This is a genomic window from Cognatilysobacter segetis (genome assembly GCF_004359965.1).
GTDB lineage: Bacteria > Pseudomonadota > Gammaproteobacteria > Xanthomonadales > Xanthomonadaceae > Cognatilysobacter > Cognatilysobacter segetis.
Genome location: NZ_SMRQ01000024.1, coordinates 1 through 14,494, shown reverse-complemented (window position 1 = coordinate 14,494; position 14,494 = coordinate 1). Strand labels below are relative to the sequence as shown.

Below are 14,494 nucleotides of genomic sequence, written 5' to 3'. Positions count from 1 at the left end.
AACGAAGAAGAAGCCGGCGAAGACGCCGCAGGAAAAGCGCGCGGCCAAGCACGAGAAGAAGGTGACGAAGCCGTTCGCCCCGACCTGATCGCTCAGGCGATGGGCGCGGTGCGGCCGCTCGCCAGCAGGCGCTGGATGGTCTGCAGCAGTCGCGGCGCTTCGAACGGCTTGCCGATGAACGCATCGGCGAGTGGCCCGATCGCTTCCGGCGGGCGCGGCACCGCGCTGATCATGATCACCGGCAACGCGCGGTAGCGGGTCTGCTCGCGAAGCCGGCCGAGGAACGTGATGCCGTCCATGCGCGGCATCATCTGGTCGGTGATCACCAGGTCGCAGTCCTTCGCGGCCAGCACCTCGAACGCCTGCAGGCCGTTGGAGGCGACGACCACGTCGTAGCCCTCCAGCTCCAGCAGCATCTGCAGGCCGTCGCGGATGCCGGGCTCGTCCTCGACCACGAGGATCACCCGCTGCGGGCTGGACGCGTCGGCCATCTCAGGCCCCGGCGGTTCCGGTCGCCATGCACGCGGCCGGCGTGGAGCGCGGATCGAGCGGCGCCTGCAGCCGCAGGCCCCCTGCGCCGATCTCGAAGGCATGCGCGCGCGTGTCGAAGGCGCTCTCGCGCACCTTCAACCACGACAGCGACCGCGTGAGCCGCTCGCCCTGCTGCGCGTAACGCATCAGCAGGATGTTCTGCCCGATCGCGGAGCGGTCGCCGGCGAGCACCAGCGGCTGCTCATCGAAGAGGCCCGCGATCTCCGAGGTGAACATCGACGTGCAGCCCGCGCTGCGCAGCTCGTAGGTCAGCGCGGTGAGGTAGCGGTGCAGGCGGCCGGGCTCGAGTGCGACCTTCTCGAACGCGTCGATGCCGTCGATCAGCAGGCGCCGCACGCCGCGCGTACGCACGTTGTCGAGCAGGGCGTGCCCGAGCATGTCGAGGTCGTGCTCGGTGGGCGGATGCCAGACCACCTGCAGGCTGCCGTCGGCGATGCGCGATTCCAGGTCGATCCCGCGGCGGCGCGCGCCATGCACGCATTCCTCCGGCGACTCGTAGAAACCGAACAGCAGGCCGGGCGCGTCGGGCGAGCACATCGACAGGAAATGCAGGCCGACCGTGGTCTTGCCGATGCCGGTCGGCCCCCACACCAGCGTGTTCGAGAACGCCGGCAGGCCGCCCCCGAGCATCGCGTCGATCGCATCGACGCCGGTGGAGACGCGCGCGTCGGCCGTCGGCACCCGCGGCCGGTGCCCGAGGTAGGACTCCAGCCGTGGGAAGACCTCGACGCCGGCGGTCGAGATGCGCAGGCTGTGGCGGCCGGCGAGGAACCCGCTGCCGCGCAGCTTGTGCGCTTCGATGAAGCGGCATGCGCGATGCCCGGCGACCTGCCAGCCCAGTTCCAGCCAGCCGTCGACCATGGTGAATTCGGGACTGTCCGACGCCCGGCGCCCATTGGTGAGCAGCAGCACCGTGCAACCCATCAGCTCGGCCTGCAGCGCGAGGTCGTTGACGAAGCGCCGGTACTCGCTTTCGGTCAGGCCGGCGTCGCCGAGCACGAACAGCCCGTCGAGCACGACGAGGTTCGCCTCGCGGTCGCGCGCCTCGCTGCCGATCAGGTGCAGCAGCGCACGCGCGCCCTCCTCCATCAGGATCGAATAGCCGCTGACGTAGTGGATCGTCTGGCCGATCTCGGCGTCGTCGAAGAAGCGCATCGGCGTCAGCGACGCGGTCATGCGCCCATGCGATTCGGACAGCAGGGTGATGTAGACCGTGCGGCCACCGCGCCGCGAATTCTCGAACGCCATCTGGTTGGCCAGCGTCGTCTTGCCGGCACCGGGCATGCCCTGCAGGATCGTGACCGCGCCGCGGAAGATGCCGCCGCCGAGGATCCGGTCGAGCCCGGCGTCGCCGGAGGCCACGCGCCGTGCCTCGATCGCCACGGCGCCCCTGTTGTTCGAATGCTCCATGTGTCGTCCGCTGTCTGCCCGGTACGGCGGTGAACGCGCGTCGCGTTGGGGCGCAGAGCATACCGCCGCGCGTCGGCGCGCCGGTCACGCGGCGCCGACGCTGCGCGGCCCGCGACGTGCTAGCGATCGACCATCCGCATCTGCGCCTCGTTGTAGCGCGCGCCGTGGATCTCGATGCGCGACAGCGCGGCGTCGATCGCGTCGAGATCGCCGGCGTCGAGCGCGATGTCCGCGGCGCCGAGGTTCTCCTCGAGCCGGTGCAGCTTCGTGGTGCCGGGGATCGTCACGATCCACGGCCGCTGCGCGAGCAGCCACGCGAGCGCGACCTGCGCCTTCGTCGCGCCCTTCGCGTCGGCGATGGCGCCCAGCGTGTCGACGAAGACCTGGTTCGCCGCGCGCGCCTCGGCGCTGAAGCGCGGCACGCCCGCACGGAAGTCGCCGGCCTCGAACGCGGTGTCGGCGCCGATCGCGCCGGTGAGGAACCCGCGCCCGAGCGGGCTGAACGGCACGAAGCCGATGCCCAGTTCCTCGAGCAGCGGCAGGATCTCCGCCTCCGGCTCGCGCCACCACAGCGAGTACTCGCTCTGCAGCGCGGCGACCGGCTGCACCGCATGCGCGCGTCGGATCGTGTCGACGCCGGCTTCCGACAGGCCGAAATGCCGCACCTTGCCTTCGCGGATCAGCGCGCCGACAGTGCCGGCGACGTCCTCGATCGGCACCTGCGGATCGACGCGGTGCTGGTAGAACAGATCGATCACGTCGGTCTTCAGGCGCTTGAGCGATGCCTCGCAGACGGCACGGATGTGCGGCGGCCGGCTGTCGAGCACGCGATCGCCCTGCGCGGGGATGGCGAAGCCGAACTTGGTGGCGATGACCACGCGTTCGCGCACCGGTGCGAGCGCGTCGCCGACGAGTTCCTCGTTGACGTAAGGCCCGTAGACCTCGGCGGTGTCGAAGAAGGTGACGCCGCGGTCGACCGCCGCGCGCAGCAGTGCGATGCCGGCGTTGCGATCGAGCGCGTGGCCATAGGCATGGCTCAGTCCCATGCAGCCGTAGCCGAGTTCGGAGACGACGGGGCCGTGGCGGCCGAGCGTGCGGGTCTTCATGGCGCGATCCGGTGCGGGATGAGGCACAGGATGCGGTAGCGGGCCGTAGCCGTGCGTGGACTGCGCGCGAAGCGCGCGATCAGGCGACGCCGGGCACTTCGCGGCGTGCGTGTTCGAGTGCGGCCGCGGCGACCGCGGCGAGCTGCCGCAACGCGGCGCGTTCGACATCGCTGGGCTCGCGGATGTCGCGGTAGTACGTACCGAACGTGCCCAGCACGCGGCCGTCGACGGTCTTGATCGGCATGCTCCACGCGCCGATAAAGCCGATCGCGATGGGCAGATGGCGCAGCTCGACCCACTTGCGGTCGTCGAGGAAGTTCGGCGTGACCACGATCTCGCCGGTCGCGGCCGCGGCGGCGCAGGTGCCCACCGCCGGATGCGGACGGATGCCATCGATCGCCTCGAGGTAATGGCGCGGCAGGTTCGGCGACGCGCCGTTGCGCAGCAGGCCATCGTCGTCAAGTATCAGCACCGACGCGACGCTGCCGTCGCCCGCGATCGTCTCGGCCGCATTCACCAGGCCATTGAGGATCTCGTCGAGCGGCGCATCGTCATCGATGCGTTGTCGTGCCTGTTCGCAGGCGCTTTGAACGGATTCCATGCATTACCTCCATGAGCGCAGCCGCTTGTGCGCCACGCTTCCTGTCGAGGTTACGCGCCACCAAGCGGCCGTGGGCCGCGTGACGTACTCACGCGGCCGCTTGCGTTCATGCAGGTGACGAAAGCCTCAGCGCCGCGCGAGCCAACGATCGAGTTGCGCGGCGAAGGCCTGCCGGTCGCGCGCATGGAACGGTGCGGGGCCACCGGTCTGCACACCCGCGCCGCGTAACTCGTCCATGAAGTTGCGCATCGACAGGCGCTCGGCGATGGTCGCTTCGGTATACGGCTCGCCGCGCGGATTCACCGCGGTCGCGCCCGCCTCGACCGCGCGCGCGGCGAGCGGGATGTCCTGCGTAACCACCAAGTCGCCGCACGTCAGGCGCGAAGCGATCTCGCTGTCGGCGACGTCGGGCCCGTGCGGCACCTGCACCGCGCGCAGCCACGGCGACGCCGGCAGGCGGATCCACTGGTTGACGAAGGTGACGTGCACCTGCGCGCGCATCGCCGCGCGCACCAGGATGTCGCGGATCGGCGCCGGGCAGGCGTCGGCATCGACCCAGATGCGCGGCGCCTCGCTCACAGCCGGCGGACGCGGAACTTCTTCGCCTTGATGCGGCCTTCCTGCAGGCGCGCGAGCGCGCGGTCGGCCTGCGCGCGCGCGATGGCGACGTAGCTGCGCGTGGGGAACACGGCGATCTTGCCGATCGCGTCGGCCTTCAGTCGGGCGTCCCCGGTGAGCGCGCCGACGATGTCGCCGGGACGCAGCTTGTCGGTGCGTCCGCCGTCGATGCGCAGCGTCACCATCGGTGCGCGCATGCCGACGTTGGCGCGCAGCGCGGCCAGCGGCGGGCGACGCGGCACGATCTGCAGGCCGAGCGCCTCCTCGATGACGCGCAGGCGCGGCTGCTCGCGCGGCGTGCACAGCGTGAGCGCCGTGCCCTGCCGGCCCGCGCGGCCGGTGCGCCCGATGCGATGGACGTACGTATCGGCATCGTGCGGCACGTCGTAGTTGACGACGACGCCGAGGTCCTCGACATCGAGCCCGCGCGCGGCGACGTCGCTGGCCACCAGCACGCCGCAGCTGCGGTTGGAGAAGCGCACCAGCACTTCCTCGCGGTCGCGCTGCTCCATGTCGCCATGCAGCGCAAGCGCGGTGAAGCCCAGGTGCGTGAGCGAGGCGACGACCTCCTCGGTATCGCGGCGCATGTTGCAGAACACCACCGCGCTGTCGCCGCCCTGCTCGATCAGCAGGCCGGCGAGCGCGGCGGGCTTGTCGGCCGGCTCCACGTCGTAGAAGCGCTGTTCGATCGGCGCCGCGTCGGCCGCGCCCTCGACGGTCACCTCGACCGGCTCGCGCATCGACGCGCGCGCGACGTCGCGGATGGCCTCGGGATAGGTCGCGGAGAACAGCAGCGTCTGCCGGTCCTTCGGCGTCGCCTTGATGATTTCGCGGATGGGTTCCTCGAAGCCCATGTCGAGCATGCGGTCGGCTTCGTCGAGCACCAGCACGCGCACGGCGCGCAGGTCGAGCGCCTTCTTGCGCAGCAGTTCCTGCACGCGGCCCGGCGTGCCGACCACGACGTGCGGCGGGTGCTCGAGCGAGGCCAGCTGCGGACCGAGCGCGACGCCGCCGAACAGCGTGAGCAGCTTCATGTTCGGCAGGCCGGTGGCGAGTTTCCGCACGTTCTTCGCCACCTGGTCGGCGAGCTCGCGCGTGGGGCACAGCACCAGCGCCTGCACGCGGATGTCGGCGAGGTCGAGGCGCTGCAGCAGCGCCAGCCCGAAGGCGGCCGTCTTGCCGCTGCCGGTGGGCGCCTGCGCGATGAGGTCACGGCCTTCGAGCAGGTGCGGCAGCGCCTGCGCCTGCACGGGCGTCATGCGCACGTGGCCGAGGGCGTCGAGGCCCTGGAACAGTGCGGGCGCGAGGGGAAGATCGGAGAATTCGACGGCGTCGGTCATGCGACATGATACGGCGCAGGCGCGTCAGGCCCGGCGGATACGTGGCCGCGCCGCATGCAAGGTGCGACGCAGCGCGTTGGCAGGCCGTTCGCCAGCGCCGAGGACCAGTGCGTGGCCGGCATCCGCACGCACGGCGCATGCCGGCCGCTTCGGCCGTCGATGCACGACGGCCGCGGCCCTGCGTTACTGCTTGTTGCGGCTGAACCCGGCGCCCTTGCCGTGCATCGCCGTCGGCTGGCCCTCGCTCTTGGCCCCTTCCGACTGGTCGGCGAAATTGTCCTTGTAGGCCTGCTGCGCGTCGCGCTGGGTCTGCGTGTCGACGCTGCCCTGGTTCGTCGCCTTGATCATGTGCGGGCTTTCCGATTCCGGACGGTTCTTGGACGTGGTCATGGGTATCTCCTGGGGGCGCCGCCGATGCGGTGCGTGGGTCCACCCTGCGGTAGCGGGCGTTAGCGTCGGGCGAGCGCGGGGCGAATCCCGTAAGCGGCCGGTCAGCTACGCGACGGCCGGTTCACGTTCGCGACGCCAGCATCCGCGTCTCCGCCCGCGTCCCGCCCATGGCCTCTCCCGAGCACAAGGTCGTCATCGCCGCGCTGATCGGCAATCTCGCGGTGTCGGTGACGAAGTTCGTGGCCGCGGCGATCACCGGCAGTTCCGCGATGCTCAGCGAGGGCGTGCATTCGATGGTCGACACGACCAACGAAGTGCTCATGCTCTATGGCATGCGCCGGGCGGCGCGGCCGGTCGACGGGGCGCATCCGTTCGGGCACGGCCGCGAGCTGTACTTCTGGGCGTTCATCGTCGCGTTGCTGGTGTTCGCGCTCGGCGCGGGCGTGTCGGCCTACGAAGGCGTGCGCCACCTGCGCCACCCCGCACCGATGGAACGGCCCATGGTCAACTACCTCGTGCTCGGCGCGTCGCTGGTGTTCGAGGGGTTTTCCTGGGCGGTGGCGATGCGCGAGTTCCGCCGCTCGAAAGGCACGCTGGGCTGGTTCGAAGCCTTCCGCCAGAGCAAGGATCCGACCACCTTCACCGTGCTGTTCGAGGACACCGCGGCGCTGCTGGGCCTGCTTGTCGCGCTGGGTGGCATCGCGCTGGCGCAGGCCACCGGCGACCCGCGCTGGGACGGCATCGCCTCGCTCGTCATCGGCCTGCTGCTGGCAGTGACGGCGATGCTGCTGGTACGCGAGACCAAGGCGCTGCTGCTTGGCGAAAGCGCGAACCAGGCGGTGCGTGACGACATCCTGCGCATCGCCGACGCCGACCCGGACGTGCGCTGCGCGAACGGCGCGATCACGCAGCAGTTCGGCCCGGAGACGGTGGTCGCCGCGCTCAGCGCGGATTTCCACGACCGTCTGACCACGCCCGAGATCGAGGCCTGCATCCGGCGCATCGAGACCGGCGTGCAGGAGGCGCATCCGGAAGTCGTCGCGCTGTTCGTCAAGCCGCAGACGGCCGAGACGTGGCGGCAGCGCATGCTGCGCGCGCGCCGCGGCGAGCCGCCGACCGCGGTGGCCTCCTGACTCAGTCGCGCGGCAGCACGCGCTCGATCGCGGCACCGGTGTCGACGGCGTACGGCAGCGTGCCGAACGCCATGCGGTGCGGCTCGGCGATGCGGCTGGCGACGAAATCCGCCGCGAGCGGCGAGCGCGCGCGCAGCAGCACGGCGGCCTGAAGCGCGAGCGCCAGCGTCTCGACGAGCCGCCGCGCCGTCGCGGGCTCGGGTGCGGCGAGCGCGGCGGGCAACGCCGCCATCGCGGCGTCGAAGCGCGCGTCGATGCCCGTGGCCGCGTCGAGCTCGGCGCGCAGCGCCTCCACGGTGGCCGGCTCGCGCGCCAGCGCACGCAGCACGTCGAGGCACTGCACGTTGCCGCTGCCCTCCCAGATCGAATTGAGCGGCGCCTGCCGGTACAGGCGCGGCAGGATCGACTCCTCGACATAGCCGGCGCCGCCGAGGCACTCCTGCGCCTCGTTCACCGCCACCGGTGCGCGCTTGCACAGCCAGAACTTGCCGATCGCGGTGCCGATGCGCGCGAACGCAGCCTCGCGTGCATCGTGCGGGGCGCGATCGACCGCGCCCGCCACGCGCATGGCCAGCGCGACGGCGGCCTCCACCTCGATCGCGAGATCGGCCAGCACGTTGCGCATCAGCGGCTGGTCCACCAGCCGCGCGCCGAACGCGACGCGGTGGCGTGCGTGGTGCACCGCCTGCGCGAGCGCCATGCGCATCTCGGCGGCGGCGCCGAGCATGCAGTCCAGCCGCGTGAGCATGACCATCTCGAGGATGGTCGCGATGCCCCGGCCCTCGTCGCCGATGCGGTGCGCCGTCGCACCGGTGAATTCGACCTCCGACGACGCGTTGCTCCAGTCCCCGAGCTTGTCCTTCAGCCGCATCAGGCGGAATGCGTTCTTTTCGCCCTCCGGCAGGCGGCGCGGCATCAGCAGGCAGGTGAGCCCGCCGGGTGCCTGCGCGAGCACGAGGAAGCCGTCGGACATCGGCGCGGAGAAGAACCACTTGTGGCCGACGAGTGCGTAGCTGCCATCGGCCTGCGGCGTCGCCACCGTGGCGTTGCCGCGCACGTCGCTGCCGCCCTGCTTCTCGGTCATGCCCATGCCGAGCGTCACGCCACGCTTGTCGGCGATCGGCACGTCGCGGCCGTCGTAGTCGAACGCGGCCGCCTTGTCGGCCCAGTCGCGCAACGCCGGTTCGCGGCGCAGCACGGGCACCGCGGCATGCGTCATCGTCAGCGGGCAGCTGGTGCCGGCATCGGCCTGGTGGTGCAGGTAGCTGAGCGCGGCGCGCGCGGCGTGCGAACCGGCCGCGCCGTCGCGCCAGGACAGACCGGCGACGCCGTGCGCGATCGCCGCGTCCATCAGCGCGTGGTAGGCCGGATGGAACTCGACGCGATCGATGCGATGGCCGCGCGCATCGTGCGTGCGCAGGCGCGGGCGATCGCGGTTGGCGTCGAAGCCGAGCGCGTAGAGCGCATCGCCGGCGAGCGCGCCGTAGCGTGCGAGCGCAGCGATCTGCGCGGCAGCGCCTTCGCGCTGGACGGCCTCGCGCAGGGCGGCGTCGTCGCGCCACAGGTCGCGCGGCGCCAACTCGGGCGGCGTGTTCTCCACCGCATGCGTCTCGAACGGAGCGTGGTCCATGGGCAGGCCCGGCCGGGAATGCCGCGATGCTAGACGCTCGCGCCCGGGCGCGTCAGCGCAGTACGCAGGCCGCGGTGAGCAGGCAGGTGCCGGCCAGGAGCACCAGGCGCGTGAAGCGCCGCCGCATCCGCTTGAGCCGGCGCGCGCTGAGGTGTGGCGATCGGGTGCCGTCGAGGCGGCGCGGCGCGATGTATCGGGGCGTCATGCGGCAGGAATGCCGCATGCGCCGTCGCGCGACGATGAAGGCACCGGCCCGCGGGCTCGCGGTGCGCATCGCGTCGGCGCATCGCAGCGTGTTGCGGGTGGGACCGGCCGCGCGGCCGCGACGCGCCGTCCGGCAAGCGGCCCATCGATCCGTCACGCGGCATCTGGTCCGCTGGGCCGCCCGCAGCGCATGCCGCCACGATGCCCGCCCTGCCCGCCGCCGACATCGCTCCCACGCAGCTGCGCGAAGGCGGCCGGCGCCTCATGTTCGACGCCGCCTTCGCCACCATCGTCGGCACGCTCAACAGCGGCGTCGTGCTCGTGGCCTACGCGCTGATGCTCGGCGCGTCGTCGACGGTGATCGGCGTGCTCGCGGCGATCCCGTTCCTCACGCAGTTGCTGCAGGCACCCGCGGTGGCACTGCTCGAGCGCCTGCGCTCGCGGCGTCGCGTCGCGATCGTCAGCCTGTTCGTGGCGCGGCTGGCCTTGCCGCTGATGGCGGCGCTCGGCTTCCTGCCCGACCGGCGCATGGCGCTCGCATTGCTCGTGCTCGGGGAGACGGTGCACTGCGGGCTCAACGCGGTGGCGGGCTGCGCGTGGAATTCGTGGATCCGCGACCTGATCCCCGAAGCCAAGCTCGGCGTGTTCTTCGCGCGACGCACGATCTGGGCGACGGCGCTCGGCATCGCCGGCACTGCGGCCGCGGCCGCGGCGCTACAGTTCAGCGATCCCACCGGGCGCGGCGGCGGCAGCCCGGTCGCGTTCGCGGCGCTGTACGGTATCGGCTTCCTGTCGAGCCTGGTCAGCACGTGGCAGCTGTCGCGCGTGCCGGAGCCGGCGATGCCGCCCGCGGTCGAGGGCCGGCGCCTCGGCCGCCTGCTGCTCGAACCGATGCGCGATCCGGGCTTCGTGCGGCTGATCCGCTTCTTCGCGTCGTGGCAGTTCGCGGTCAACCTCGCCGCGCCGTTCTTCAGCGTCTACATGATCCGGCAGCTCGGGCTGTCGGCGGGCCTGGTGCTGGTGATGAGCATCGTCAGCCAGCTCGCGAACATCGTCGTGCTGCGCGGCTGGGGCCGGCTGTCGGACCGGTTCACGCACAAGACGGTGCTGAGCTTCGCGGCGCCCGCGTTCATCGGCTGCGTGGCGGCGATGGCACTCGCGGGACAGATCGGCCCGCCGGGCTGGACCCTCGCCTACCTGACCGTGCTCCACGTGCTGATGGGCATGACGTCGGCGGGCGTCGCGCTGGCCTCGAGCGCGATCGGACTGAAGCTCGCGCCGCGCGGCCGCGCCACGGCGTACATCGCCACGAACGCGCTCGTTACCGCGCTCGCCGCCGGCACGGCGCCGCTGCTGGGCAGCCTGTTCGCGAGCTTCTTCGAAAAGCGGCAGCTGCGGTTTTCAATCGACTGGCGCTCGCCGACCGGCGCGCTCGACCTCGTCACGCTGTCGGTCGGCTGGTGGCAGTTCTTCTTCCTGATCTCGGCGGTGATCGGCTTGTACTCGCTGCACCGGCTGTCGCTGGTGCGCGAGGCGGGCGAAGTGCCGCGCCGCGAGATGCTGCAGCACGTGCTCAACGTCGCGCGCCGTGGCGTGCGCAATGCATCGACGGTGGCGGGGTTGCGCGCGGCCGTCGCGTTTCCCGCCGGCCGGCTGATCCAGGAACGGCGGCGGCAGCGCGGCCCCGAGCGACGCGCGGCATGACGCGGCCGCTTGCATGACCGATGGCACGGTGGGGCGTATCGATGCAACCTTCGGCACGCGTCACGCATCGGAATGAAGGTGTCGTCCCGGCACGTTTCCCCCGCTTTCCGCCATGGCCGCCTTCATGATCTTCGGTACCGCGCTCACGCTCGCGCTGGCGTCCGCGCTCCTCTTCCTGCTCGCCGACGCGCTGCGTCGCGAACGCCTCGACGACGTGCGCCGCACGCAGCGGCGCGCCCGCGCATTGCGCCTGCCGACCGTGCTCAGCCGCGCCTATGTCGGGGTCGAGCGCCGCCGCGCACCGCGCGAGGCCGACGACGGCTGGCGTCGCGCGGCGTGACGGGGCTGGCGTTCGGTGCGCGGGCGCGCGAGCATCGACGCGTCCCCTGCACGGAGCGCCGCATGGCCGTCCGCATCGTCCGACTCGGTTCGCCGCGCTCGCCCGGCGAGGGCACGCGGCTCGGCACCGTGAGACGGCCGCCGCGCGGCGTTCGCAAGGAGGAATTCGCCACGCGCGATTTCTACGACGCGTGGCTGCCGACGCTCGCGCCGCAGCCGGAGACGGTGAAGCTCGCGCTCGAAGGCACCACGCCGCGCGAGTGGACGACGTTCGTGCGCCGCTATCGCGCCGAGATGGCGCGCGGCGAGGCGCGTCACGTGCTGGATGCACTGGCCGCGCTGTCGCATACGGCGGACTTCTCGGTCGGCTGCTACTGCGCGGACGAATCGCGCTGCCACCGCTCGATCCTGCGCGAACTGCTGGCCGAGCGCGGCGCGGCGATCGCGTAGGCGCTACGCCGGGCCGCCCTCGCGCAGCTCGCGCGCATTCCACAACGCGACCTGCACCTGCCCGCGCGCGGTGTCGACCAGCAGCTCGGCGATGCCCTCGGGCACGTGCGCGAACACACCGGTCGCGCGCATCGTCGCCGCCTTGAGCGCCTTGAAGAACGCGCGGTCGACGAGCGGGTCGACATACGACACCGCCAGCACACGGATGGCATGCACGTGCTCGGCGACGGCGGCTTCGAAGGCCGCGGCGTCGAGCCGGCGCGCGTCGAGCCGCGTCATCGCCTCGGCGTGCTCGACGATCGCGTCGGCGGTCTCGGAATAGGCGCTCACGCCGGTCTCCTGGCAACGGGGCGCGCAGTGTACGCAGGCGCGGTGCAGGCGCCGGAAACGACGACGGCCGGACCCGAAGGCCCGGCCGTCGCATGCACGCGGTCGATCAGTTGCAGACGCGCACGATCTCGCGGTACGTGCGGTCCTGGCGGTGGCGCTGGATCTTGTGGCCGGCGACGCCGCCGGCGACGGCACCACCGACGGTGGCGAGGTCGCGGCCCTTGCCGTCGCCGACCTGGTGGCCCAGCAGGCCGCCGAGCGCGGCGCCGATGGCGGTGCCGGTCACGCGGTGCGGATCCTTCACCGGGCGCTTGTGGTAGACGACCTTGTCGTAGCAGTGCGTGGCGGCCTGCGCGGACGGGGCGACGACGGCACCGGCCAGGAGCGCGGCGGCGAGGATGTTTCGGACGTTCTTCATGGCGACCTCGGGTCGGCTCGGGGGATGGCCCGACTCTAGGCAGCGCTTCCCGGCTGGAACCTGACTCCGTGCCGTGGCGAGTCAGGCGGCGGTAATGGCGATGACGGGCGCGTGCGCGGCGTCACGCTGCCGCGATGGCCCGACAATGCGCGTATGAGCCCCGATCCCGCCCAGCTCCGCCGTGCGCAGCGCCTGCTGCCCGGCTTCCTCGCCGTCGGCATGTCGGCATTCGTCGCGCTCGTGGTCACCGCGATCAACACCGGCCTCGACGCCGGGCTGGCGATGCGCTGGCTGTCGGCGTGGGCACGCGCGTGCCCGGTGGCGATCCTCGCGGCCTACCTGCTGCGGCCGCTCGCCTGGCGTGCGGCGCTCGCGGTCGCGGCGCTGCGCTAGGGCAGCCCCATGCGCAGGCCTTCGATCTGGTGCAGCTGCACGATCGGCTCGAGCCGGTCGACGACGCGGCAGGTCATGTGCGCCAGCACGCCGGGCGGCAGCGTCGCCGCGTAACCGCGCGTGACCTGCAGGTCGTGGCGCTCGGCGTTGCCGGCGTCGGGCGCGTCCATGCCCAGCACCAGCACGGGGCGCGACTGCGTGGAGCGGTTGGCGGTGCCGCGATGGATCGTCAGCGCCGAGCGCGCCGACACGTCGCCCATGCGCGGCAGCTTGCGTTCGGCGCGGGCCTCGTAGCGCGGCCAGTGGGCGCGCGGCGGGAACATGCCGCCGTCGAAGTCGAGGCCGGCGTCCCACTGCGTGCCCGGCGCGATCTCGAACGGCCCCATGGCCTCGGTGACGTCGACCGTGGTGAGGTTGAAGGCCAGTGAATCGAGGCGTCGCCCGATGCGGGTGGCCGCCGGCGAGGGAAAGTCCCGATGCCAGGGCTGGTCCATCGCGCCGGGGCCGGGCACGTCGAAGCCGATCTCGACGAGGCGCCAGTCGGGCCCCAGCACCGCCTCGCAGACGGCGACGATCCACGGATGGGTCACCAGCTCGACGAAGCCGCGCAGGCGCTCGGGGTGGATCTCGACGTAGTGGCGGCTCGGGCCGCGCGGCACCGCGCCGCCGGGAATGCGCAGCGCCTCGTCGAACAGCGCGTCGATGTCTTCGCGCAGGTGCTGCACGAACCCGCGGTCGAATGCGCCCTTCAGGCCGATGATGCCGGGACCGTACAGGCCGCCGAGGATGTCCGCGGGCTCGTATGCGGCGTCGGGCGCCATGTCAGGCGCCCGCCTCGTCGAACAGCGCCTCGATCTCGCGCAGCGAACGCGGGCGCACGACGCGGGCCTGCTCGACGCCGTCGCGCATCAGCACGAACGTCGGCCAGAGCTTCACCGCGAACGAGCGCCCGAGGCGACGACCGCGACCGTCCTCGATGCGCACGTGCGCGACCTCGTCGTGCTGCGAGAGCGCGTGCGCCAGCAGCGGTTCGGCAGCGAGGCAGTGCGGGCACCAGGGCGTGCCGAACTCCAGCAGCACGGGGCCGCGCATCGCATCCACGGCCTCGCGGCCGGGCTCGGGCGCGGCCCAGGCGCGGTTCATCGCCATGCGTCAGTGGTGCCCGCGGCCGAGGTTGGGATCGCGGGAGTGCGCGCGGTCGATGGCGGCCGCGTCGTCCTCGGCCTGGGCTTCCGGACGATGGGCGGGCGAGATCGTCTGGCCGTGGCGGTCGAGGTCGCGGGCCTCGTCCTTGCGGCCTTCCTTCTGGGTGGCGCGGCGGTCGGCGGGGTCGGTGCGCATGGCGGTCTCCTCAGTTCCGGCCGCGGTGGCTGTCGCTGCCGCTGCGGCGGTCGTCGCGGCCCTCGTCGCGCGTGGGCGGTTCCTTGGGCTGGACCGACTTCCGCTGGGTCGGGCCGTCCTTGCCGGCGCGCAGCGCATGGGTGCCGCCGCCGAGCTTGTCGGGACCGGGCGGCGGGTTGGAATGGCCGGAATCGCGCAGGTGCTTCTCGTGGATGTTGGTGCCCATCGTGGCCTCCGTTGTCGGCCTTCGATGCTCCGCGGACGGCCGTTAGCGAGGGGCCATGGGGGAGTGACGGCGCGGATAACGCCGCCCGTCGGACGACCGCGCGCTCTTAACGTGGGCGCGCTACGGTCGCATGTAAATGAGAAGCCCGTCACGTTATGAGCCTGCCGCCCTGATCGCCGTCGCCGCGCTGGCGGCCGGGCTGGCGGCGGCCGGCACCCCGGCGGCGGCGGCCGTCGCCGCGGACGGGCGCTGGCAGCTGCGGGGCAGTGGCATCCGCGCCCAGGCGGTCTGGACGGCGCGCGACGGGGA

The 14,494-nt window shown here is 72.2% G+C and carries 20 protein-coding genes; 5 read left to right on the top strand and 15 right to left on the bottom strand.

All coding sequences use genetic code 11. The features are described 5' to 3' along the window. Positions 1 to 92: 92 nt before the first annotated feature. The 7 genes from E4F61_RS06925 to E4F61_RS06895 all read right to left on the bottom strand — a co-directional run bounded on the left by E4F61_RS06925 (position 93) and on the right by E4F61_RS06895 (position 6,017). Positions 93 to 491 carry a response regulator gene (locus E4F61_RS06925; RefSeq protein ID WP_162301432.1) on the bottom strand — a complete coding sequence of 133 codons (399 nt, stop codon included), beginning with the start codon at positions 489 to 491 and terminating at the stop codon, positions 93 to 95. Between the two features lies 1 nt (position 492). Then, on the bottom strand, positions 493 to 1,962 hold the full coding sequence (locus E4F61_RS06920; protein WP_133478945.1) for an RAD55 family ATPase: 1,470 nt from the start codon (positions 1,960 to 1,962) through the stop codon (positions 493 to 495). A 119-nt stretch (positions 1,963 to 2,081) separates the two neighbouring features. Then, on the bottom strand, positions 2,082 to 3,068 hold the full coding sequence (locus E4F61_RS06915; RefSeq protein WP_133478944.1) for an aldo/keto reductase: 987 nt from the start codon (positions 3,066 to 3,068) through the stop codon (positions 2,082 to 2,084). Positions 3,069 to 3,147: 79 nt separating this feature from the next. Continuing rightward, positions 3,148 to 3,669, bottom strand: a complete 522-nt coding sequence (locus E4F61_RS06910; RefSeq protein WP_133478943.1) for a GAF domain-containing protein — start codon at positions 3,667 to 3,669, stop codon at positions 3,148 to 3,150. 126 nt (positions 3,670 to 3,795) lie between these two features. Beyond that, on the bottom strand, positions 3,796 to 4,248 hold the full coding sequence (locus E4F61_RS06905) for a YaiI/YqxD family protein (RefSeq protein WP_133478942.1): 453 nt from the start codon (positions 4,246 to 4,248) through the stop codon (positions 3,796 to 3,798). Then, complete coding sequence (gene dbpA, locus E4F61_RS06900; protein ID WP_133478941.1) at positions 4,245 to 5,627, bottom strand: ATP-dependent RNA helicase DbpA; 1,383 nt, start codon at positions 5,625 to 5,627, stop codon at positions 4,245 to 4,247. Before dbpA ends, E4F61_RS06905 begins: the two co-directional genes overlap by 4 nt. Before the next feature lie 183 nt (positions 5,628 to 5,810). After that, positions 5,811 to 6,017: a hypothetical protein gene (locus E4F61_RS06895; RefSeq protein ID WP_133478940.1), complete on the bottom strand. Its 207-nt coding sequence runs from the start codon at positions 6,015 to 6,017 to the stop codon at positions 5,811 to 5,813. 167 nt (positions 6,018 to 6,184) lie between these two features. On the opposite strand from E4F61_RS06895, the gene E4F61_RS06890 reads away from it, so the two are divergent. Continuing rightward, on the top strand, positions 6,185 to 7,150 hold the full coding sequence (locus tag E4F61_RS06890; protein ID WP_133478939.1) for a cation diffusion facilitator family transporter: 966 nt from the start codon (positions 6,185 to 6,187) through the stop codon (positions 7,148 to 7,150). A gap of 1 nt (position 7,151) precedes the next feature. Here the strand turns inward: E4F61_RS06890 and E4F61_RS06885 are convergent, their stop codons facing one another. Continuing rightward, positions 7,152 to 8,780: an acyl-CoA dehydrogenase family protein gene (locus E4F61_RS06885; RefSeq protein WP_133478938.1), complete on the bottom strand. Its 1,629-nt coding sequence runs from the start codon at positions 8,778 to 8,780 to the stop codon at positions 7,152 to 7,154. 52 nt (positions 8,781 to 8,832) lie between these two features. Continuing rightward, the gene (locus E4F61_RS14670) at positions 8,833 to 8,985 is read right to left on the bottom strand and encodes a hypothetical protein (RefSeq protein WP_162301431.1); all 153 of its coding nucleotides are present in this window, start codon (positions 8,983 to 8,985) and stop codon (positions 8,833 to 8,835) included. Between the two features lie 200 nt (positions 8,986 to 9,185). On the opposite strand from E4F61_RS14670, the gene E4F61_RS06880 reads away from it, so the two are divergent. From E4F61_RS06880 to E4F61_RS06870, 3 genes are all read left to right on the top strand, one after another. After that, a complete protein-coding gene (locus E4F61_RS06880; protein WP_133478937.1) occupies positions 9,186 to 10,688 on the top strand; it encodes an MFS transporter in 1,503 nt (500 codons plus the stop codon). Positions 10,689 to 10,800: 112 nt separating this feature from the next. After that, positions 10,801 to 11,028, top strand: a complete 228-nt coding sequence (locus E4F61_RS06875) for a hypothetical protein (protein WP_133478936.1) — start codon at positions 10,801 to 10,803, stop codon at positions 11,026 to 11,028. Between the two features lie 62 nt (positions 11,029 to 11,090). Continuing rightward, positions 11,091 to 11,477: a DUF488 domain-containing protein gene (locus tag E4F61_RS06870; protein WP_133478935.1), complete on the top strand. Its 387-nt coding sequence runs from the start codon at positions 11,091 to 11,093 to the stop codon at positions 11,475 to 11,477. Positions 11,478 to 11,480: 3 nt separating this feature from the next. On the opposite strand, the gene E4F61_RS06865 is transcribed toward E4F61_RS06870, so the two are convergent. Beyond that, positions 11,481 to 11,807 carry a hypothetical protein gene (locus E4F61_RS06865; RefSeq protein ID WP_133478934.1) on the bottom strand — a complete coding sequence of 109 codons (327 nt, stop codon included), beginning with the start codon at positions 11,805 to 11,807 and terminating at the stop codon, positions 11,481 to 11,483. Positions 11,808 to 11,913: 106 nt separating this feature from the next. Then, positions 11,914 to 12,225 (bottom strand): glycine zipper 2TM domain-containing protein, encoded by a 312-nt coding sequence (locus E4F61_RS06860; RefSeq protein WP_133478933.1) that lies wholly within the window; start codon positions 12,223 to 12,225, stop codon positions 11,914 to 11,916. Positions 12,226 to 12,378: 153 nt separating this feature from the next. On the opposite strand from E4F61_RS06860, the gene E4F61_RS06855 reads away from it, so the two are divergent. Next, positions 12,379 to 12,618 carry a DUF2798 domain-containing protein gene (locus E4F61_RS06855; RefSeq protein ID WP_133478932.1) on the top strand — a complete coding sequence of 80 codons (240 nt, stop codon included), beginning with the start codon at positions 12,379 to 12,381 and terminating at the stop codon, positions 12,616 to 12,618. Here the strand turns inward: E4F61_RS06855 and E4F61_RS06850 are convergent. The 4 genes from E4F61_RS06850 to E4F61_RS06835 are packed head-to-tail and all read right to left on the bottom strand — an operon-like array spanning position 12,615 to position 14,185. Further along, positions 12,615 to 13,439 carry a phytanoyl-CoA dioxygenase family protein gene (locus E4F61_RS06850; protein ID WP_133478931.1) on the bottom strand — a complete coding sequence of 275 codons (825 nt, stop codon included), beginning with the start codon at positions 13,437 to 13,439 and terminating at the stop codon, positions 12,615 to 12,617. The genes E4F61_RS06855 and E4F61_RS06850 overlap by 4 nt on opposite strands. A gap of 1 nt (position 13,440) precedes the next feature. Next, on the bottom strand, positions 13,441 to 13,767 hold the full coding sequence (locus E4F61_RS06845; RefSeq protein ID WP_133478930.1) for a thioredoxin family protein: 327 nt from the start codon (positions 13,765 to 13,767) through the stop codon (positions 13,441 to 13,443). 3 nt (positions 13,768 to 13,770) lie between these two features. Then, positions 13,771 to 13,959 (bottom strand): hypothetical protein, encoded by a 189-nt coding sequence (locus tag E4F61_RS06840; protein ID WP_133478929.1) that lies wholly within the window; start codon positions 13,957 to 13,959, stop codon positions 13,771 to 13,773. Between the two features lie 10 nt (positions 13,960 to 13,969). Then, positions 13,970 to 14,185 carry a hypothetical protein gene (locus E4F61_RS06835; protein WP_133478928.1) on the bottom strand — a complete coding sequence of 72 codons (216 nt, stop codon included), beginning with the start codon at positions 14,183 to 14,185 and terminating at the stop codon, positions 13,970 to 13,972. Between the last annotated feature and the right edge of the window lie 309 nt (positions 14,186 to 14,494).